The sequence below is a fragment of the Sulfitobacter sp. genome, from assembly GCF_036960155.1.
Taxonomy (GTDB): Bacteria; Pseudomonadota; Alphaproteobacteria; order Rhodobacterales; family Rhodobacteraceae; genus Sulfitobacter.
This window is the reverse complement of the sequence record NZ_JBALWB010000005.1, coordinates 1-19,318: the sequence shown is the minus strand read 5'-3', so window position 1 is coordinate 19,318 and position 19,318 is coordinate 1. Positions and strand designations below refer to the sequence as shown.

The 19,318-nt window shown below is 52.1% G+C and carries 22 protein-coding genes; 12 read left to right on the top strand and 10 right to left on the bottom strand.

Annotated features, from left to right (window positions below; genetic code table 11):
- Positions 1 to 53: 53 nt before the first annotated feature.
- The 6 genes from V7775_RS12760 to cueR form a co-directional block, all read right to left on the bottom strand.
- Positions 54 to 335: a copper-binding protein gene (locus V7775_RS12760; protein ID WP_335752286.1), complete on the bottom strand. Its 282-nt coding sequence runs from the start codon at positions 333 to 335 to the stop codon at positions 54 to 56.
- A 33-nt stretch (positions 336 to 368) separates the two neighbouring features.
- On the bottom strand, positions 369 to 950 hold the full coding sequence (locus V7775_RS12755) for a cupredoxin domain-containing protein (RefSeq protein WP_335752285.1): 582 nt from the start codon (positions 948 to 950) through the stop codon (positions 369 to 371).
- A 37-nt stretch (positions 951 to 987) separates the two neighbouring features.
- Entirely contained in the window at positions 988 to 2,346 is a 1,359-nt protein-coding gene (locus V7775_RS12750) for a multicopper oxidase family protein (RefSeq protein WP_335752284.1), read from the bottom strand.
- Between the two features lie 11 nt (positions 2,347 to 2,357).
- Positions 2,358 to 3,821 carry a TolC family protein gene (locus V7775_RS12745; RefSeq protein WP_335752283.1) on the bottom strand — a complete coding sequence of 488 codons (1,464 nt, stop codon included), beginning with the start codon at positions 3,819 to 3,821 and terminating at the stop codon, positions 2,358 to 2,360.
- The gene (locus V7775_RS12740; RefSeq protein WP_335752282.1) at positions 3,821 to 4,042 is read right to left on the bottom strand and encodes a hypothetical protein; all 222 of its coding nucleotides are present in this window, start codon (positions 4,040 to 4,042) and stop codon (positions 3,821 to 3,823) included. The genes V7775_RS12745 and V7775_RS12740 overlap by 1 nt, the downstream gene beginning before the upstream one ends.
- 609 nt (positions 4,043 to 4,651) lie before the next feature.
- Positions 4,652 to 5,035 carry a Cu(I)-responsive transcriptional regulator gene (gene cueR, locus V7775_RS12735; protein ID WP_335752281.1) on the bottom strand — a complete coding sequence of 128 codons (384 nt, stop codon included), beginning with the start codon at positions 5,033 to 5,035 and terminating at the stop codon, positions 4,652 to 4,654.
- 86 nt (positions 5,036 to 5,121) lie between these two features.
- On the opposite strand from cueR, the gene V7775_RS12730 reads away from it, so the two are divergent.
- The 9 genes from V7775_RS12730 to V7775_RS12690 all read left to right on the top strand — a co-directional run bounded on the left by V7775_RS12730 (position 5,122) and on the right by V7775_RS12690 (position 11,512).
- Positions 5,122 to 5,871, top strand: a complete 750-nt coding sequence (locus V7775_RS12730) for a glutaredoxin family protein (protein WP_335752280.1) — start codon at positions 5,122 to 5,124, stop codon at positions 5,869 to 5,871.
- 73 nt (positions 5,872 to 5,944) lie between these two features.
- The gene (locus tag V7775_RS12725) at positions 5,945 to 6,379 is read left to right on the top strand and encodes a c-type cytochrome (protein WP_335752279.1); all 435 of its coding nucleotides are present in this window, start codon (positions 5,945 to 5,947) and stop codon (positions 6,377 to 6,379) included.
- A gap of 33 nt (positions 6,380 to 6,412) precedes the next feature.
- Entirely contained in the window at positions 6,413 to 6,757 is a 345-nt protein-coding gene (locus tag V7775_RS12720; protein WP_335752278.1) for a copper resistance CopC family protein, read from the top strand.
- A complete protein-coding gene (locus V7775_RS12715; RefSeq protein ID WP_335752277.1) occupies positions 6,757 to 7,605 on the top strand; it encodes a copper resistance D family protein in 849 nt (282 codons plus the stop codon). The genes V7775_RS12720 and V7775_RS12715 overlap by 1 nt, the downstream gene beginning before the upstream one ends.
- A 10-nt stretch (positions 7,606 to 7,615) precedes the next feature.
- On the top strand, positions 7,616 to 8,044 hold the full coding sequence (locus V7775_RS12710) for a c-type cytochrome (protein WP_335752276.1): 429 nt from the start codon (positions 7,616 to 7,618) through the stop codon (positions 8,042 to 8,044).
- 882 nt (positions 8,045 to 8,926) lie between these two features.
- Complete coding sequence (locus V7775_RS12705) at positions 8,927 to 9,382, top strand: hypothetical protein (protein ID WP_335752275.1); 456 nt, start codon at positions 8,927 to 8,929, stop codon at positions 9,380 to 9,382.
- A gap of 228 nt (positions 9,383 to 9,610) precedes the next feature.
- On the top strand, positions 9,611 to 10,180 hold the full coding sequence (locus V7775_RS12700) for a hypothetical protein (RefSeq protein ID WP_335752274.1): 570 nt from the start codon (positions 9,611 to 9,613) through the stop codon (positions 10,178 to 10,180).
- 185 nt (positions 10,181 to 10,365) lie between these two features.
- Positions 10,366 to 10,941: a hypothetical protein gene (locus V7775_RS12695; protein WP_335752273.1), complete on the top strand. Its 576-nt coding sequence runs from the start codon at positions 10,366 to 10,368 to the stop codon at positions 10,939 to 10,941.
- Between the two features lie 199 nt (positions 10,942 to 11,140).
- A complete protein-coding gene (locus V7775_RS12690; protein ID WP_335752272.1) occupies positions 11,141 to 11,512 on the top strand; it encodes a hypothetical protein in 372 nt (123 codons plus the stop codon).
- 983 nt (positions 11,513 to 12,495) lie between these two features.
- Here the strand turns inward: V7775_RS12690 and V7775_RS12685 are convergent.
- Both V7775_RS12685 and V7775_RS12680 read right to left on the bottom strand, forming a co-directional pair.
- Positions 12,496 to 13,440: an alpha/beta hydrolase gene (locus tag V7775_RS12685; protein ID WP_335752271.1), complete on the bottom strand. Its 945-nt coding sequence runs from the start codon at positions 13,438 to 13,440 to the stop codon at positions 12,496 to 12,498.
- A gap of 38 nt (positions 13,441 to 13,478) precedes the next feature.
- Positions 13,479 to 14,984 carry a flavin-containing monooxygenase gene (locus V7775_RS12680; protein WP_335752270.1) on the bottom strand — a complete coding sequence of 502 codons (1,506 nt, stop codon included), beginning with the start codon at positions 14,982 to 14,984 and terminating at the stop codon, positions 13,479 to 13,481.
- A gap of 401 nt (positions 14,985 to 15,385) precedes the next feature.
- Here V7775_RS12680 and V7775_RS12675 point away from each other — a divergent pair, with 401 nt between their 5' ends.
- Positions 15,386 to 15,691 (top strand): DUF4389 domain-containing protein, encoded by a 306-nt coding sequence (locus V7775_RS12675; protein ID WP_335752269.1) that lies wholly within the window; start codon positions 15,386 to 15,388, stop codon positions 15,689 to 15,691.
- A 113-nt stretch (positions 15,692 to 15,804) separates the two neighbouring features.
- Here V7775_RS12675 and V7775_RS12670 read toward each other — a convergent pair whose 3' ends face one another.
- Both V7775_RS12670 and V7775_RS12665 read right to left on the bottom strand, forming a co-directional pair.
- Positions 15,805 to 16,494, bottom strand: coding sequence for a pentapeptide repeat-containing protein (locus V7775_RS12670; protein ID WP_335752268.1), 690 nt, complete (start codon positions 16,492 to 16,494; stop codon positions 15,805 to 15,807).
- Positions 16,495 to 16,756: 262 nt separating this feature from the next.
- Positions 16,757 to 17,236, bottom strand: coding sequence for a GNAT family N-acetyltransferase (locus V7775_RS12665; RefSeq protein ID WP_335752267.1), 480 nt, complete (start codon positions 17,234 to 17,236; stop codon positions 16,757 to 16,759).
- A gap of 89 nt (positions 17,237 to 17,325) precedes the next feature.
- On the opposite strand from V7775_RS12665, the gene V7775_RS12660 reads away from it, so the two are divergent.
- Positions 17,326 to 17,874 carry a TetR/AcrR family transcriptional regulator gene (locus tag V7775_RS12660; protein WP_335752266.1) on the top strand — a complete coding sequence of 183 codons (549 nt, stop codon included), beginning with the start codon at positions 17,326 to 17,328 and terminating at the stop codon, positions 17,872 to 17,874.
- An 82-nt stretch (positions 17,875 to 17,956) separates the two neighbouring features.
- Positions 17,957 to 18,703 (top strand): MBL fold metallo-hydrolase, encoded by a 747-nt coding sequence (locus V7775_RS12655; RefSeq protein ID WP_335752265.1) that lies wholly within the window; start codon positions 17,957 to 17,959, stop codon positions 18,701 to 18,703.
- Positions 18,704 to 19,318 lie beyond the last annotated feature (615 nt).

The following is a 19,318-nucleotide window of genomic DNA, read 5'->3' as shown; positions in this document are numbered from 1 at the left end:
CTGTCCGCGCTTTTGAAAGGCTGGGGCCAGCAAACGCCGGCCACAGCCTAAGGTCATTTAAGCTCGGTAACTGTCAGCTTACCTTTGACACGATCCGCGATAAATTCAATGTCCTGACCTTCGGACATCTTGGCCATCATCTCTTCATTTGCGCGAAAGACCATTGTCATGGCGGGCATGTCGAGGTTGGTCAATTCTTCGTGGATGATGGTGACTTTGCCTGCATCGGCGTTGATTTTTTTGACCTTGCCTTTGGTATAGTCGCCGTCAGCCAGCGCAAAGCCTGCAGAAAGTGTCAGTGCTGCAACGGCAGCTGTGATGTACAATTTAACCATTTTAATCGTCCTTCGTTGGGTTGGGGTGTGGGGTTAATTTACCAAGATCGGGCCATGCATGCCGGCCTCGTAGTGGCCGGGGATTAGGCAGGCAAACTCAAAGCTGCCTGCGTTTGTGAAGGTCCAGACGATCTCGCCCGAGGCACCGGCGTCAAGGCGGACCGAGTTGGGATCGTCGTGCTCCATTTCTGGAAACCGCTCCATCATCGTTTTATGCTCGATGATTTCTTCGGGAATGTTCATGACGAACTCGTGCTCCAGTTCGCCTGCGTTGCTGATCTTGATGGTTTCACCGGCCTTGAACGTCAGCGCAGATGGCTCGAATACCATGCCATCGTTGGTCTCTTTCATCGACACCGTGACCATACGCGCGTCGTGGTCCTCTGCAGGTTTGCCGATAGCCATTTGCGCGTCGTGACCGTCACCGTGCCCGGTTGCTCCATGTCCTGTTTCCGAATGGGTTGTTTCTCCATGACCCGTCTCCGCGTGAGCTGCCTCAGCATGGTCTCCGCCATGTTGCATTCCGTGTTCGTCGCCGCTGACAAAGACGAACGCCAAACCGGCGAGTGCCACAGCACCAACGCCAAGAATGATGAGGGGTTTTCTGTTGTTCATTTTGTAGTTCCACTGATTAAGTTTGGCCTTGGGGCCTTCAGCCCTTTTGGGTTGGTTTTGGTGTCAGGATTGTTTTTGGGCTGTTGTTAGATGCGAACTCCGGCAATTCACCCGTCCACTCATACGCCTGCTCGCCCGGAGGGTTTTCGTACCAGCCCGGGTCAGAATAGTCGTCCGCATCGATGCCGTTTCGCACCTTCACGACCGAGAACATGCCGCCCATTTCGATGGGGCCATGTGGGCCCCAGCCTGTCATCATAGGCACAGTATTGTCGGGCAATTCCATTTCCATGACGCCCATATCGGCCATGCCTGCAGTACCCATTGGCATGTACTCAGGCTGGAATTTGCGGATCTTCTGCGCCAGTGGCCCCTTGTCTACACCGATAAACGTCGGCACATCGTGCCCCATCGCATTCATCGTATGGTGTGACTTGTGGCAATGGATTGCCCAATCGCCCAAATGCTCGGCCACAAACTCATAGGCGCGCATGGCTCCCACGGGGATGTCGATACTGACTTCAGGCCATTGCGCAGATTCAGGCACCCAGCCGCCATCGGTACAGGTAACTTTGAAGTCATAGCCGTGCATGTGGATCGGGTGATTTGTCATCGTGAGGTTGCCGACACGCACACGCACCTTGTCGCCCTTGTTGACCACAAGCGGGTCGATGTCAGGGAAAATTCGACTGTTCCATGTCCACAGATTAAAGTCCGTCATGGTCATGATCTTTGGCACATAGGTGCCGGGATCAATGTCAAAGGCGTTGAGCATGATCAGGAAGTCGCGGTCCACTGGCATGAATGTCGGGTCCTTGGGGTGGACCACAAACATGCCCATCATCCCCATTGCCATCTGCACCATTTCATCCGCATGCGGGTGATACATAAAGGTGCCTGATTTTGTCAGATCAAACTCATAGATAAAGGTTTTGCCGGGTGGAATGCCTGGATGGCTCAGCCCGCCTACGCCGTCCATGCCAGACGGCAGGATCAGCCCGTGCCAGTGAATGGTTGTATGTTCGGGCAGTTTGTTGGTCACGTAAAAGCGGACGCGGTCGCCTTCCACAGCTTCGATCGTCGGACCCGTGGATTGACCGTTGTAGCCCCATAAATTGGCGATCATACCGTCTGCCAGCTCGCGTTGAACTGGCTCTGCCACCAGATGGAATTCCTTCACACCGTTGTTCATACGGTGCGGCAGTGTCCAGCCGTTAATCGTGACCACGGGCGTGTAGTCGGGCCCCGACGATGGGCGCGGCGTTATGACCGTGCTGGCGTTTTCAACCAATGCGGCCTCTGGCAGACCCATATTGCTGGTCTTGCCCCACGCTTGCGAAGAGATCAGTGTTGCACCTGCAGCACCGGCTCCGAGTAATTGACGTCTGTTTAACATGTCAGTTCCTTTCAGTGTCCTGCGCCGCCACCAGCGGCAAGTGTTGCACCCTCTCCACCAGCACCGCCGCTACCTGCGCCACCGCCGTAAATGGCAGCTGTCAGGTTGGATTGTGCCATGAAGAAATCGCGTTTCGCATTTGCAGCTTCAAGCGATGCGGAAAGCGTTTCCCGCGTGTCCTGGAGCAACTCGAATGTATTGGTGATCATGCCGTTGTAGGACAGCAAACCTTCTTCCTCGACGGTCCTGCGCAAAGGCACCAGAACGTTGGCGTAGTGCTGCGCAATCTTGTGGGACGCGTGGTAAGAGGTCTCGGCACCTCGCGCCTCCGAGCGGACGTTGACCGCACGTTCAGCCAGCACATTTGCCGCTTGCAGATAGCTCAGCTCTGCCTTGCGCATCCGAGCCTTACCAGTGTCATAGATAGGGATCGCAAACTCCAACTCGATTTGTGGCGTGATCTCAGTGCTCGTCTCGCCATCCTCCGCTTCACGCTCCAGTTCTGCTCCAGAGATGATTTCGAGGTCTGTCACTAAACGTGTCTGGTCGGTCAGGCCGAAAGCCGCGGCCTGTGCTTCAAGCCCCAGCTTGGCCACACGCAGATCGACACGGTTACGCAGGGCTTTGGCTTCGATGCTTGTGACGTTGCCCACAGATCTTGGCAGTCGCGGCAACGCATCCGGGACAAAGTAATCAACCTGCGCGCCCCATAGGCCCATCAGCTTGGTCAGGTCCCCCTTGGCCATTGTCGCATTCAGGCGGGCACGTGCCAGTTGGCCTGCCAGTTCGGCGTTGAACGCTTGCTCGCGGGCTTGGCCTGCCTTGTTCAGCGCCCCTGTCTCACCCAGCTTGCGCGCAAGCTCGGAGCCAGCGTCAGACGTTGCCTTCGCGCGTCTGATATAACTCACGGTTTCGAACGCTGCGACGGCATTGATCCAAGCCATGCGCGTCTCGTTGGCCAGCGTCAGCGTGTCGTTGACAGCTTCAAGCTGTGCGGCGCGGAAGTTTATATCAGCCAGCGCCATGCGTTGCTTGCGTGTCTTGGCGTCGAGAATATTGACCGCAATCATGCTCTCAATGGCGCGGTAGAGACCCAGCTCTGCCGCCCCAATGCCAAGGATGCCAACGGACACTACTGGGTTTTCCGGCGTCGATTGTTGCCACGCCTCGGCGGCCGATAGACCGACATTTGCGTAGGACGCCTGCAAGCCTCGATTATTTAACAATGCGACTTGCACAGCAGTATCCGCAGAAATTGTCTTGAGATGCACCATGCTATGCACTTGGCTACGCAGGGCGTCATTCTCGGCCTGCGTTTCAGCGAACACTGCGCGCTTACCAATCGCTGCAGAGGTCTGGTTGGCCACATTGGCAAAACCCGCTTTTGGTTCAGTAAATGCCTGTGGAATTGCTGTTTCGCAGGCGGCCAGCGCCAACGGGAAAATCCCTATCAGGGCGCGTTTCATGATCCGCATCAATTGCCCTCCGTCTGTTCTTCATTGACCTTAAGCCAGTCACGCGGGCCGGTTGGTGCGCGGTAAATGTATCCCGCCAACGGGTCTTGGTAACGCACAGGGGATGCCACTGAGCTGTTCGCCGCAGCGTTCTGGAACGTCACGTCCGGCAATGGCGTCGGCTCGTATGTACATGCGCCAAGAGCGAGGGCGCTGGCCCCCGTGAGTAAAATGATTTTCATAAGAATAGCCTGAGTATAGAGAGCGGTAGACGCACAAGATTATGGGCGACGCGAAAACCCGGATTTGGGGCTTTAAATCAGACGGTTGTTCGAGGGGGACGCAGTGCGCCGCTTTTCAGCACAGACCTTGCTTGCGTTTGTACAAGCGCAAAAGAAGCGGTCACAGGCTGTAGAGCGCAAACCGTCTTGTCTTCCATTAACGCCACAGAAACACATATACCGTTGCAACATCCAAAGGATGAGGCGTCAGCCTGGACGTTGTCTGTGCTTTGTGCATCACCCGCATTTGATAGATCCACATCGGCTTGGCCATGGCCCATCGATGCATGACCCATCATTGCGTGACCTGATTGGGTCATTGCAGCGTGATCAGCGTGGGAAGACGACGGCGGCAACATCACGAGCGAAAAGACAAACGCAACGCAAGCGAGCATTTTGACGATTGTGTTGATGTTGATTGACGAGGTCATGCTAGAGGAGTGATTGATCAGAACTTAACTGTCAACGCGTCCAGCGCTGGAAGGTTTGCAGATTTTCATCACAGTGATGTGAATAGAACCGCAATGTACCTCCGTATGCAAAAGGAACAATAGCCGAATGCCCAGAGGTTCAGCCTAGAAAATCAATGATCGGGCAGTCGGGTCGGTCATCCCCACGGCAGGCTTTCACAAGATGGGCAAGATCATCGCGAAGGGCCTGCAGCTCCCTTTGCTTGATCTCGATTTCCTCCAGACGTTTTGAAGCGATTTTCTTCACTTCCGCGCTGGTTCGACCTTGGTCTTGGTAGAGATCCAGCAACTCGCGGCACTCCGCTACGCTGAAGTCGAAGGTCCGCGCACGCCGGATAAACGAAAGCCTGCGCACAGCGGCATCGTTATAGATGCGGTAACCGGCTTGGGACCGTGATGCGGCCTCTACCAACCCGATGTCCGCATAATACCGCACGGTTTTTACTGGCAGTCCGGATGCTTTTGCCGCCTCAGAGATATTCATAGAATCTACCCTTGACCTTCCAGTTAGTGGAAAGTCTATGTATAGATTTACCCCACTTCAAGTGGCAATTAGAAGGACGCGTTGTTATGCCTAAAGATGTTCCTGCCAAGACCGCCATCCTGCACAGGATGGTCATGACGGATCACATGTGCCCCTACGGGCTCAAATCCAAAGACCTGCTGGAGCGGCACGGATATGAGGTGGACGACCGCCACCTGACAAGCCGCGCGCAAGTGGATGCCTTCAAGGAAGAGCACAGCGTCAAAACGACACCGCAATTGTTTATCGACGGGGAGCGGATCGGCGGGTTTGACGATCTGAGCGCCCATCTGGGCAAACCAGTAGCCGAGAAGGGGGGGACAACCTATGCCCCTGTCATCGCGTTGTTCAGCGTCGCGGCCGCTATGGCAGTTGCAGTGACCTGGGTGAGCATGGGCACCTTTTTTGCTGGCCGCACAGTGGAGTGGTTCATCTCGATCTCTATGGTGCTATTGGGTTTGCAAAAGCTGCAGGATGTCGAACGGTTTGCAACGATGTTCCTGAATTACGACCTGCTGGCGCAACGTTGGGTGCGCTATGGTTATGTATATCCATTTGTCGAAACGGGCGCGGGTCTATTAATGATGGCAGGCCTGCTGACGTGGCTCTCTGCCCCAGCGGCATTGGTCGTGGCCAGCATTGGTGCGGTCAGTGTGTTCAAGGCGGTATACATCGATAAACGTGAGCTCAAATGCGCTTGCGTAGGGGGCGACAGCAAGGTCCCGCTGGGTTTTGTATCACTAACCGAGAACCTGATGATGATCGGGATGGCACTGTGGATGCTCACGAAGTTGTGAGAAATGAGTGTTTGACCCTCCACCTGCTGGAACCTGTAGCGGTGATGAAAAAGAATGAGAAGCAGGAGCGCCCATGAGAAAAGTAGCCGCACTTATTGCCGTACTTGTCGCGGCCAGTGTCGCATACACCTACTGGCCAACAGCTGAACAAAGCACCGCTATCCCTGCCCAGTCAGGGGCGCCAGGCGCTGCAATTGTAGATGTGATGGTTCCTGAAACACTGTCTCAGAATGCTCAGATTGGACAAAAGGCGTTTGAGGGGAATTGCGCCGCATGTCACGGTATAAATGCGGTCGGTCAAGATGGCGTTGCACCTCCGTTGGTGCATAAAATCTACGAGCCAAGTCACCACGGCGATGAGAGCTTTCAACGCGCCGCAGCGCAGGGGGTGCAAGCGCATCACTGGCGGTTCGGGAATATGCCAGCGGTCGAAGGCATCACACGCGGCGAAGTCACACTGATCATCGCCTACATCAGAGAATTACAACGCGCCAACGGCATTAATTGATCGTTCCAACGCGCAATAACAAAGGAAAAGAAGATGAAAAACATCCTATTGGCAGGCACTATGGTTTTCTTGGCAAACGGTGCAATGGCGCATTCGCCTTTGAATACAACAACTCCCGCAGATGAGGCCACAATCGCTGCTGCCCCAAGCGAGCTGTTACTTGATTTCAAAGGTGAAGTTCGTTTGACGAAGGTGTCCATGACACACGCAGCTGAGCACAGCGTTGATCTGGATTTGAGCGGCAACAAAGGGTTCATCTCGGATTACGCCGTGCCAATGGAAAGCATGGGCAACGGTGAGTATGTCATTGATTGGCGTGGCCTGGGCAAAGACGGCCACCCGATGAAGGGCAGCTTTACCTTTAATGTCCAAGACTGATGCCGGATATTTGGGGGCTGACGGCGATTGTCACCAAGTTTGGTCTTTATCTTGGAGTTTTGGCAGCGGCGGGATCAGTCTTTGCCGCTCTCCTTTTTAAACTAGATCGCTACCGTACGCCTGCAATCGGCTTTGCCATCCTCGGTGGATTTGCAACGGTATTGGCCTTTACGCTCAGCGGGGCGAACCTGACTGGTGACGCAAGCGGTATGACAGACCCTGAAATGTTGGGTCTCTTATGGACAACACCGCTTGGGTCTGCGCTTGCATGGCGTCTTGCGGGCTTGGGTCTTTTGGTGGTTGGTCTATTTATCAGACGACCGGGACTGTGGGTGTCAGCCACAGGCGGCGCGATTGCTGTGTGGTCGTTTGATATGGTCGGGCATGTTGCCGATAAAGACAGATTTCTCATGGACGGCGCGCTGACTTTCCACCTTTTGGCCGTTGCCCTTTGGATCGGTATCTTGAGCCCCCTGAGACGTCTGGCTGCCGCGCCTGCAACATGGGGCAGGGCCGCTGATGTGGGACACTGGTTCGGTGTCGTCGCTTCCATCACAGTGCCCACACTGATCGTCGCGGGAGGATATATAGCTTATGTGCTTGTCGGGTCGTTCGGGGCATTGATCAGCACTGGTTACGGGCAGGCCTTAATCCTGAAGATTGTCTTGGTGGCATCATTGCTTGGCTTGGCCGCCGCGAACAAATTGCGTTTCATTCCCGGCCTTAAAAACGGAGATCCTGCCGCCGCGCATCACCTCGTGCGGTCTATTACTGTTGAGTGGGGTGTCATTCTCGTTATCCTTGCTTTGACTGCGGTGCTCACATCCAATCTGACATTACCAATGTAAAAGGCCGTCTATGCGAATATGGTATTTCATCCCACTTCTATTGATAGCCTCTATCGCTTCGGCAGATCACACATGGGCAAACCGCGATCTCGACGTTGGTCGCAACTTGTACGCCGACAGCTGCGCCGCGTGTCATGGCGTAAACCTCGAAGGGCAACCGGATTGGCAAACCCCCGATGAAGATGGGGTTTTGCCTGCGCCACCGCACGACGTTTCGGGTCACACTTGGCACCATGACGATGCATTGTTATTTGAATATACCAAAAGTGGTGGTGCCGCAGCATTGGCCGTACGGAACGTAACGGGGTTCAATAGCGGGATGCCGGGGTTTGCTGATACCCTGACGGACGACCAAATTTGGGACATCCTCACCTATATCAGATCAACCTGGCCCAAGCGCGCCCAAGAGGCGCAAGCCAGTCGAAACCCACCGCATTGAAGTGGGGCCATCGCAGTGGTTGTGACCGGAAATGTGAAAATAGCTGCTACCCCACCCCTGCTAGATGCATGATGCGGCAACAAACCAGTCCGGCGAAGACGAGCCAATCAATGCTTCGGTTAAGTGATGAGAAATACGATATCCGGCATCGGAAATTGCTGAGCAAAAGTCTTCGGGGTGGCAACGCTAAAACTGCATTTCGGCCCTAACAAGACTGCGAAGAAGCCGTATTTCAATCGATCTGGGAACATGGATACAAGTGCCCCGATTGCTCGTATCAGTACTCCGCTAGGTCTCGGACACCATTACGTCGCAAACGCGTATCCTTTCTGAGCTGTTTCAAATCCTCGAAAGAAACGCATTCGAATTACATGCGAACGGTGAAGTTATGTCCGGCACTATGAAGAAGAGTTCCAAAACGCGTCTGTCTCTTAAAACGACCTGCATTGATGGGGATAACCTCAGCTTGGTCCAGGTTTTTCAGGCAAATTAGGGGAAGCCCTTGCAAGACCGTGCTTTCGTCGAATGCTATTTTGCGACGCTTGCGAATGATCTTCTGCAGCGCGAGGTGTCCAAATGTAAGGCACGCTGAACGAGCTGAGTGCGATCGCAACAAAATTCGTAAAAAGAGAGAAAGCCGCGAAAGAAAAACCTAAGCGTCGAGCATGAATTGAGATCAGACCTATCGATGGTGTGAGAGCGTATGAGGGGCTCCATAGCCCTCTGTCTCGTAGCAATACATCGTACAAATCCGGCATGGTGCTGCGGACAAAAGCCAATGACTAAGCGCCTGGTGTTGCCCTCTACGACTCCGAGGCGGAAGAAGCGGTCAAGATAGAAGCGACCCTGCAGCCGAATGTCTACGTCGTCCAATGCCAGCCTGTGAATATCAAGTTGCCGGGTGGCAAGGGCGAGCCGAAAAGCCATATCCTTGATGTGGGTATTCAGTACGATTGTGGCCGCATAAAGCTCCTCCATGTCCGCGGGCAGATCAGTCTAGACAGCAGTACCAGCAAAGGTCGCATTGCGAACATCGTGCGCCATACACCGAAGGACGCCGCAAACGAGAATGTTGTGATCTCGGACGCATCCTTTTCGCGTGTCCATCGTGACAACAATCGTCGTATCTTGATGTGGCAGATGATGCCAAATGCGAGCGTCGACGAAGGTGTTGTTGATTTGATCGAACATGCCCGACCCGGCACGCGCCTCGAATATATCGTTGCAGGTTCCGGTCTCCCGGAATTTGTCGCCTACCGCGCCATCATGCGGATGATCGGTGCCAGTCGTATCGGCGCTGAACGCGATACTGTCATTGATTACCCCTTTCAAATCTAGAGCACGAAGCTAAGGGCAAAATGAATCCCCTGAATTTCCAATCGGATGCCTGTTTGTGCAAGACACAAAGGCATCTCGCCTTGTCGCCATGGTTAACGGCCTCGCGGCCCTTCGCCCAAGGGGTTCGGATACAAACGACAATCAAGATTTCACGATGACGAGGCAAAACAGAAAATCCTGTTCTGTCTCTGCTCCTGTATGGCGCTGGCGGAATTGGAGCGGGAAGGGGTGATTAAGATCACCGTGTCGTCAATCGACGCAAGCCATCATGTCGTTGAAAAGCGTGTTGAGGAGCACTGTCGAAAAGTCTCTGTCTCTCCGAGACGAGCAAACGTAAAACGAAACGGCTACGTGGTACCAGCTGGCGAGACCTTGTTGAAGCAGTACAGAACCTATTTGTTTGATAGCTTCGATCCCGTAAATCTGGATACGAAGCACAGCAATGCCGGACACCCCGCGAAGGAACTCGCGCAATGGGTAATCGATCTCATGACGAAAGCTATGGAGGACTTCCTCGATGGACGAGAGAAGCATCTGATCCGTTGCTATGAAATGCTGCAAGGCATGATGCTGGTGGCCAATCGGGAACGATCTCTTTCTGTGCCAGGACATACTGATGTCGTGGTCACTGAGCGCAAATTTCGCGCCTTTGCGAAGAGTATGGATCCATCAGCAGTAATGATCGGACGAAAAGGTTGGAACGAGGTCTTAAAGGCAATGCGCTCTGGGTTCGGTGAGCTTAAAGCGCGCATGATCGCTGAGGTCATCGGAATTGATGAGTGTGAGATGCCATTGTAGACATTTCCAGAGGACAGGGGCCTCGATAAAGTAGTTGGCGACAAAACTATGCGCCAACTGAAACAGGAAGCAAAAACAGCAAGGTCGGAAAAGTGTGGATCCTCGTCGCTGTTGATGTCGCGACCGGTATGCCGTTGGCATTCCATTTGGCAAAAACACCGAATTAGGACGATGCGGTTGAACTGTTGCTGCTCTTCGTTTTAGACAAGACGCAATTGGCTGGTGAAGCTGGGTGTGAAAATCCACCGCTGCCTGCTGTGCACCCATTCATAATCATGATGGATACTGGCCCCGGTCTTTGGAACAATACAGTTCCGTATGGAATCCTATCACTTGGCGCCATGTTCCGGTTTGGTTGGACAAAGTCACCATCAGACAAGCTATTCATCGAGCGTTACTTTGCTACTCTTAGTGCTGATATCATGAAGGCGCTTCATGGCTATAACGGTCAGGGACCAGGCAAGCAGACTGAGTACGAGGGCAAGGTTTTGACGGTCATGACGATTGCGCAGCTCGAAAAGTACCTTTGGTGGTATTTCGTAAGTTGCCTACCTTTCAAAATGACACAGGGCAAAGGATCGTGGGGCGGCATCCGTCACGTCATTTTTGACCAAGCTAAACGTATGTACAGCATGCTCCCGTTTTTTTCCCATCGTGAGGTCCGCCGGGCAGTTGGGCTGTTGGTGACACGTAAAGTGACGAAGGTGGGCATCGAAGCGTTTCGGATACCGTATCAAGGCAACGAAGAATTCCGTCGGTAGGCGCTGCGCAACATTGGTGTGACAGTGACAATCTGTGTCGATCCCAATCGCATCGAAGAGGTTACTTTGATCAGGCGGGATGATGATCCCTTTCATGCTGAAAGCATGTCTGTCCCAGTTCCAGCATTTCAGCTTGTGGGAATGACGGCATTTTCTCGAAGAATGGCGTTACTCTGACCCTGTTACGCAAGAGATCGCTGTGGAAGCCCAATATCGCTTTTACAATCGCGTGAGCGCCGAAATGGATGGGCTTTTGGCATTTTGCGGCAAAGAGCACAAAGTTATCAAGCGGGCCGAAGCACAGGACTTGGCAGACACGCTTGCTGGCTCTGACATGGCGATCCTCCACGGTGAGGACTCCAGTTCCTCAGCTTCTTTGTCTGCCCTTGCGGAACCCGTCGGTACTGGGGAGGGGATATATCCCCCTGTTGGCGAAGTTCTTGCTGAGTGGGTTGAAGCGAACGACGACGCAGACGTACCGAATGTCGAGACCAGTGACAGCGGCAAGTCCACTGCAACAATAAACCAGAAATTCACTGGCGCGCCGGAAGGCAAAAGTTCACTGAAATGAATGATATTGATATCCACGAAAACAACCTTAAGCCCTCGGTGGCGGTGTAGACGAAGCTCAAATCGCGGGACTACGAATTCCCGCCACGTGAGAAGCTGGGGACGGTTTTTGATCAGTTTCTCTCAGCCAATCTTGCAGATCAGCATATTGAGGTCCGGGGCCTCTTGGTCACAGGAGAGACACGGACTGGCAAAAGCCACGACATCAAGCACCTTCTACGAGAGTTCGCTGCCTCTGATGTGTCCTTAGATGGTGGTTTTCATCGGAACTATCTGTGGGGGCCACGGCAAATTGGAGAGGTCTGGGATTGGCCTTTTTGGAAGCGCTGGAGTACCCTTTTAAGCTGGATCACCCGAGCACAACTACCATTTGGTCGCATGCTGAATCCCAGCTTATGCACGATAAGCATCTGGTCATGAATATCGATAAAGCACAGCACTTGTTTTATGCGATCAACTTGAGAGAGGTAGACACGATCTTGGTGACGTTGTCGGATTGGACGCGAGCGAGGTTTATAACTCAGATGTCTACAATCGATTGTTGCATGCTTCAGCTTGACGGCGGGGCAGATTAATCGAATTCATCAACCATGAGCTGGCAAATGTTTGTGTTGAAAATCCCGATCGGAAGGCGCTTCTCATCACAGATTTTCAAAAGTTTTTCAGAGCTGGACCAGTGTATCGGATGCGGCAAATGTCTTTCTCGTTGAGAACCCCTATCGGGTCGAGACTGGAGGTTCTCTACAAAGAATAATGCAGTCCAAATATTCTTAAAACGGAAGACCCCGTAGCTGCTCCAGCTGCGAGGTGTTTCGTTATCCTATTGAAAACATGTATAGTTATGAAGTTTAAGGGCAGGATTTTGAAATTCGAAACACGTAAGTATTTGAAAATGATTGACTATACTCATTTAGACTAAGTGTTCCCGACGAAATTACTGCTTCTCACAGACGGGTGAGTTTTCGTTCCAATAAAACCTCTGTTTTAAGAGAATTGTGAGTTCAAAAATACAGCGACACGATCATGCGCCGCCTCGGCATCGTCCGCAAGTCCGAGATAGTTAAAGAAGGCGTGGATCATGCCAGCGTATTCTACGTACTCGGTTGAAGTGCCCGCGGCTGTTAACAATTCCGCATAGGCAACACCATCATCGCGCAAGACGTCACATTCTGCGGTGATGATCAGCGCTGGCGGGAGGTCAGCGTGGGATTCAGCGTTCTTTGGGCTGGCGCGCCAATCGTCACGTGTTTTGGGGTCAGGCAGGTAATGATCCATGAACCATGCGACAGTATCGGCCTCAAGTGCGCCGTATCCTTTGGCATAGCGCGCAAATGAAGCTGTTTCGCATCTTACGTCAACGGTGGGATAAACAAGGACTTGGGCCGCAATGGGGAGGTCCGCGTCCCGTGCCATAAGCGCTATTACCGCTGCGAGGTTACCACCAGCGCTGTCACCACAGACTGCCAATTTGCTCGGATCGATATTGAGGGTTTCTGCATTCGCAAGAACCCAACGAACGGCGTCAAAACAATCCTGTCCTGCGGCAGGAAATACATGTTCGGGGGCCATTCGATAATCAACGGAAACAACTGTCGCATTGCATTTCAACGCCAATGATCGCGCCACGGTATCGTAGCTTTCGAGGCTGCCAATCACAAAGCCACCGCCATGAAAAAAGACGAGGACGGGGGACAATGCAACTGGGTTGGGGCGGTAAATGCGCACGGGAACATGCCCAAAACCGGGGCCAGTGGTTGTGTTGGTCACTTGGGTCACTGGTGGGGGCGGTAGACGTTCGCGGCCAGCAGCTGCCATCCCTTCTGTCAGGGCACGTGCTGCAGCGACAGAACCATCTTGTATTTTTGGCAGGTTAAGCGCTGCCATCGTATCGAGAACAGCCTGAATTTGCGGATGAACGTCGTCTGGCATAATGATATTCCTCAATATACTTGAAAAAAATGGACCTTCTAGTTTTTGTCGGCCTTACCGCGATAGACAAACTCTGCTCCACTCAGATCAATCGCTGGAAACGCGTTCTTGTCTGACCAATAATCTTGGGAGTGTTGCCATTCCGGCTTTGCGCCACTTTTTGGCAACAAATGCAATTTGCGCTTCACGTAGTTGGGGTTAAAGTCATCATCTGCGATAAAGCCATTGGTCTCCATTCCGATATCTTCTGGCTTTGGAGTAACTGTTACTGCCCGGGCTTTTGCGGTGTCCATGTGATCCAGCAGGCGGCAGGTGAAATCCGCCACCAGATCGGCGCGTAATGTCCAGCTTGCACGTAAATAACCGAAGACAAACACAAGGTTTGGCATGCCTGTCAACATCATCCCGCGATAGGTCAGCGTGTCATGCGCATCAACCAGTTGGCCATCCACTGTGAACGCAATATCCCCCAGCACGTTCAGGTTGAACCCTGTTGCTGCAACAATCAAATCAGCCTCTAATTCTTGACCTGATTTCAACAAAACGCCGTTCTGTGTAAACCTCTCGATTTCGTCTGTCACAACCGTAGCGTCACCGGATGCGATAGTTTTAAACAGATCAGATTCTGGCACAAACGCGATGCGCTGTCGCCATGGGCGGTAGTTCGGCGTGAAGTGGGTGTCGACGTCATAGTCATCCCCCAATACAGCGCGCAACGCACCGATCAGTTCCTGTTTCACGACTTCGGGTTCGGCTAAGCAGCGTTTTGCAAACTCCGCGCCATTTAACAATTGTTGCTTGCGGGTAACCTCGTGGATCCAAGTCTCATCAATCTCTAACGCACGAAGTTGATCCGCAATTTCGATGGCATTGCGCCCCGTGAGGAAAAATGTCGGCGAGCGCTGTAACATGGTTACATGGGCCGCTTTTTCGCTCATGTTTGGTACCAACGTTGCAGCACTTGCACCCGATCCAATCACCAGCACATTCTTGTCGGTGTAATCGAGATCATCTGGCCATTCCTCGGAATGGGTCAACTGCCCTTTGTAGCTGTCCATATCCTGCCAATCGGGCCAAAAGCCTTCTTTGTGGCGGTAGTACCCTTGGCCCATATACAGAAAGTTCGTCGTAAAATGGATTTCGTCGCCTGTTTCCAACTTGGTCGCAGTGATTGTCCAAAGGTTCTGTTCACTAGACCAAGACGCAGCACTTATGCTGTGACGATAACGGATGTGTTGATCCAGCCCGTTCTCTTCGATCACCTCGCCCATATAGGCCCGGATCTCTTCTGCTGTGGCAATCGGCGGTCCAACCCAAGGCTTAAACTGGTACCCGAATGTATAAAGATCGCTGTCAGACCGGATGCCGGGATATTTGTGTGACCACCAGGTACCGCCAAAGGTTTCAAACGTTTCAAGAACAAGAAGACTGTTATTGGGCCGTTGCTTTGCCAAATGATAGGCCGCATTGATCCCCGTAATGCCTGCGCCAACGACAATCACATCAAAATGCTCTTGTTGGCTTTCCGCTTCTGATCTGTTCATAGCATGCCTTTTCGGTGAGTATTTACCCATCCAGCAGCATTGCTTGGTCAAATACAATCAATTTGTCAATTTATGCAAAGGTTTGAGCAAGCTCTTTTCGCATCGCAGCCCATTACTGGCACAGCGTGGTTTAGTAGATTTTCTACTGACAGGTGTCGTAGTCCGAAGAAAACAGTTGGTCTATGTTTGAACTAAAAAATCTGGAATATGTACGAACAACCGCTTTGATGAAGCCGGATCGCACCGACAAACATCCACTACGGGCCATTCGTGAAAGTTGTTGTAGGCACATGTGTGCTTTCGATGTCTACACATTGCCTTGGTAACGCTAGCGTATTGCTGACAAGGTCTATTAGTGATTTGGTTTGGATAGGCTCGGCCATAAAACAGGGAGTGAGATAATGGATGAACACGAAGCACAGATTGATGGTCGCCTGCATGGTGAACAGATTGAGCCTGAGAAACCGGACAATATGCTTCAGCGGTTCATTTACATGCTGCTGATCGCTGTCATGATCTCTCTTGCACAAACGGTGCTGGGGGTGGCGACGGTTGTTCAGTTTGTTATCATGCTGGTTAACAATAAGCAGCCTAATGAACGGTTGGCCGATTTTGGAACCGATTTGGGTATATGGATAGCCAAAGCAGCAAGATTCCAAATGGCGGCCAGCAACGTAAAACCTTGGCCGTGGACTGAGCTGGACTAGGTCCGGGCCTGAGTACTTTGTACCGTTTCTTGTAGGTCGATTTTGTTAGTAATACCGCGCAGTAACCCGATGGCAGCTATGTGGAAGTCACGCTGCGGCAAAAGGCTGACGGGTCAATGTACGTGCAAGCCAAGCTGGCTCAATAGATCGGCGGCTTGTCGTTTCGATATGACAGCGCCTTTAAACCGCTTGGCATCACCCAACGTGACACCACCAAGATCCGCCCCACGTAAATCAGCATCCTCAAAGCGACAATCGGATAAATTTGCATCCCGCAAAGAACAGTCCTCGAATACGGTTTCTCGAAAGTCGCAGGACCGAAGATCGGCCTCGCCAAAATCAACCTGTCTGAGTGTCATTTTTCGGAAAGATAGCTTTGGAAGAAGTGCCAGGCCGAACAAGCAATCCTGTACCTCAAAGTCAGTTGTGCGCGTGTCACTTAGATCCGCACCAATCATTTTGCAGCCAGTGACCTTCATTGCAGCAAGTGTTGCCCCTCGAAAATGGCAGTTACTGTAATCTCCGCCTTCAATATGCGCTTCTGTGAGCAACGCGCTCAAGAAGCTGGCACCCGGCGCGCGACACCCCAAGAAAGTAGTGTTTTCCAAATTTGCACCATTGAAGGATGTACGCGTCAGATTACACTTTTCAAAGTTCCAACCGGACATGTCGGATTGTGACAAGTCCAACCCCTGAAGGTCACAATTGCTTAGGGTGGCAGTTGCGCCGCCGCTGGTTAGATTGGTGATATCTGATAGCGTTATCTTTTGATCTGAAAGATGATGTTGCGGTTCGTTTTGCATAGATATTGGTTTGCCACCAGAGGCTCACCGTTTCAAGTGTGATGTGTTGCCCGTGTGAAACTGGTCTGCTGCGCTCAGCAGGAATATCGGCTTCGGCAGGCTGCATCGCAGCATCTTCAAGTCGCGGTCAAACTCCGCACTGCGGACAAAATCAACTTACATCGCATCCGCGCGAACGACCGCATTATGAATGCGATCAGGAACAACCTCCTTAACTGGCGACCCAAACGTTGCTTTTTGATGGGATTGCCAGACAGTACAGTTATCCAGTTTCAAGCCTATATTTTTTGAAGACTTCACCGCCGTATTCAACATTTTCAACGAATTCAGCACCACCACGAGAAAGGGCCCCTAGTTTTTTGCGAGAAAGAGGTAGGAGAAATGTGATGGTTTCAATGCGGGGATCAGCCTTTGCGAACTCAATCGCCGATCGCGAAATGCGCATCCCTAAACCGAAGCTGTCAGGTTTGAGAACAAGGCCGAAATCCCAATCCTCGCCTTCTTTCTGAAACCCTCCCCAGCCAACATAAGCTTCATCGCTCAAGATAGCCCAATGCCCCAGACCATCTTGTTGCCAAGTTTTCTCCTTTGTCGTCACGAATTCTTGAGCCTCCTTAGGCGTCCATTCAGAAGTTAGGAGGGGCATATGCTCAGCGACACGCGGATCATTCATATGCAAAACGATATCTATCAATGAGACTTCGGATAACCGCACAAATCTGATCTTTGTCAAGATTTTCAAGTCTATCTTCCTTGTTGCTCCTACGTAATATACGGTGCCGTATAATTTGATCTATTTCATTTGTAAATACGGCACCGTATATAGATGAAATGAACAAAATTAAATTTTCTGAAGAAGCCTGGTTGGCAGCAGGTTTTCGTGCCCTGACAACGGACGGCCCGACCGCAATCAGGGCTGAGGCTCTTGCGCGAAATCTAGGTGCAACCAAGGGGTCGTTCTATTGGAACTTTGCCGATCTTTCATCCTTTAAGAACGCGATGTTGGGCCTTTGGCGCGATCGTGTTGTTGACGACATTGAACATTGCATCCTAGCTGAACCAGACAAATTCAAACGTCTTGAAGAACTGGTGGCGTATGCCGCACATCCTGCGCCAGACGAATTTGGGGGGCGTCGAGTTGAACCCGCAATGCGCTCATGGGCCTTAACTGACCCTGCGGCCCTAGCTGTTGTAAATGAAGTCGATAAGATCAGACTGTCGTTGGTCGCAAAATTACTGAGCGATATTGGAAAGAACGACCCAGTGCTCGTCCAGTTGATTTATGGTGCATTTATTGGTTTGGACGATTTGACATCAAAGGGAAGTGCAGACGTGGCGTCTGCACTTGATGTCTTACTAAAGATGGTTTTGGAATCCTAATGTGATTGGGGGTTAACTAAGAGCACAAGTAAAAGAGAAGGTTCAGAATGCGCATCCAACTTATTCGCAACGCAACGCAACATTGCGATTGTCTTTTGGACAGCAGACTTTTTTGATTGATCCGTGGTTCGCTGAAAAGGGGCAGGGCCCATGTTACGCGTGCCAGGTTACGTCGCCTTTGGTAGACCTGCCGTTGCCCCTCGCGCAAATTTTGGACGGCGTGGATGCTGTGATCATCTCGCACTTGCATACCGATCATTTTGACGACGCAGCTCGAGCTGCCTTGCCCCCTGACATCCCGATTTTCTGTGCTGCGGTTTTTGCCAAGAAGATAACAAAATATGGGTTTTCCAATGTGAAACCCATAACACATACCACCACTTTTGGTGGTATCAGCCTTAGCGTTACGCAAGGACGGCATGGACCAGAAGAAATATTGCAAGAGATGGGCCCAGTCTCAGGATTTATGTTTCGGGCTCCAGACGAGCCAACCCTTTATTGGGCAGGGGACACGATCTTATGTGATGAGGTCCGCGAGATTATCGAAACTGTGCATCCTGACGTAATTGTCGTACATGCCTGTGGCGCGGTGTGGGATGGCATTGAACCGTTGGTTATGGACGCAGACATGACCCTCGAAACGCTGCGATTGTCTGGCTCAGCGAAGGTCGTTGCTACACATCTGGATGCTGTCGATCACGCAACAGTCTCAAGGCAAGACCTTAGGAACGCGGCTGGCAAATGGCCCACGGTTTTCGAACGTTTGTCGATACCGGAAGACGGCGACGTTCTGGTTTATGACACCTTGAGTCAAAATAAATCCCCATAGGACAACAATTGATAAACTGGCTGGTTTCTTTCATTCAGCTCAACAAGGCGAGTGCTCATGGCGGTAAGCGCCCTGCCAAGATCAGGCGTATTTTGGCAAGAACGCGCTCTCCGACGGTCGTGGAAAGTGCTGTATAATTCAGATTGGGCGAAATCTAGCCACTCGGTGCGGCGTGCTCCAAGGTTTGCAATGCACAGATAGTGACCTTTGCAAAGTCAGTGCTTTTGAGCGTGCAAGGTTAACGCGAATGGCCTTTAGCGGACCTTCAGCGAGGTCGCGGCGTGATGCGATGGAGCTAGCCGCTGTTCGGCAGCCATCTTGGATACTGCACAGCGGCACGTTGAAGAAGACAGTCACCTTTGCAAAATCACGTGATCGGCACACAGATGCGACGGACATACCGCCGCATCCGTCGCACCGATGGATGCGGAGGCCCATCACGCACAAATTTTCAATCTGGACCACTCAAATGGGGGGCGTCAGGATAGTGAAGTCCCGTTTCACTCTTTCGTCGATGCCCCTTTGGATGGTTGGCTGCACCCTTGGGGATCCGCTATGCTGAGCCGTTAGAGGTCAAAATCACTGGCACTCATTGACGTTACACCAAGGAGCAGG

Coding starts and splice junctions, on each gene's coding strand:
- V7775_RS12760 (WP_335752286.1), bottom strand. CDS start 335: ATGGTTAAATTGTACATCACAGCTGCCGTTGCAGCACTGACACTTTCT.
- V7775_RS12755 (WP_335752285.1), bottom strand. CDS start 950: ATGAACAACAGAAAACCCCTCATCATTCTTGGCGTTGGTGCTGTGGCA.
- V7775_RS12750 (WP_335752284.1), bottom strand. CDS start 2,346: ATGTTAAACAGACGTCAATTACTCGGAGCCGGTGCTGCAGGTGCAACA.
- V7775_RS12745 (WP_335752283.1), bottom strand. CDS start 3,821: ATGCGGATCATGAAACGCGCCCTGATAGGGATTTTCCCGTTGGCGCTG.
- V7775_RS12740 (WP_335752282.1), bottom strand. CDS start 4,042: ATGAAAATCATTTTACTCACGGGGGCCAGCGCCCTCGCTCTTGGCGCA.
- cueR (WP_335752281.1), bottom strand. CDS start 5,035: ATGAATATCTCTGAGGCGGCAAAAGCATCCGGACTGCCAGTAAAAACC.
- V7775_RS12730 (WP_335752280.1), top strand. CDS start 5,122: ATGCCTAAAGATGTTCCTGCCAAGACCGCCATCCTGCACAGGATGGTC.
- V7775_RS12725 (WP_335752279.1), top strand. CDS start 5,945: ATGAGAAAAGTAGCCGCACTTATTGCCGTACTTGTCGCGGCCAGTGTC.
- V7775_RS12720 (WP_335752278.1), top strand. CDS start 6,413: ATGAAAAACATCCTATTGGCAGGCACTATGGTTTTCTTGGCAAACGGT.
- V7775_RS12715 (WP_335752277.1), top strand. CDS start 6,757: ATGCCGGATATTTGGGGGCTGACGGCGATTGTCACCAAGTTTGGTCTT.
- V7775_RS12710 (WP_335752276.1), top strand. CDS start 7,616: ATGCGAATATGGTATTTCATCCCACTTCTATTGATAGCCTCTATCGCT.
- V7775_RS12685 (WP_335752271.1), bottom strand. CDS start 13,440: ATGCCAGACGACGTTCATCCGCAAATTCAGGCTGTTCTCGATACGATG.
- V7775_RS12680 (WP_335752270.1), bottom strand. CDS start 14,984: ATGAACAGATCAGAAGCGGAAAGCCAACAAGAGCATTTTGATGTGATT.
- V7775_RS12675 (WP_335752269.1), top strand. CDS start 15,386: ATGGATGAACACGAAGCACAGATTGATGGTCGCCTGCATGGTGAACAG.
- V7775_RS12670 (WP_335752268.1), bottom strand. CDS start 16,494: ATGCAAAACGAACCGCAACATCATCTTTCAGATCAAAAGATAACGCTA.
- V7775_RS12660 (WP_335752266.1), top strand. CDS start 17,326: ATGAACAAAATTAAATTTTCTGAAGAAGCCTGGTTGGCAGCAGGTTTT.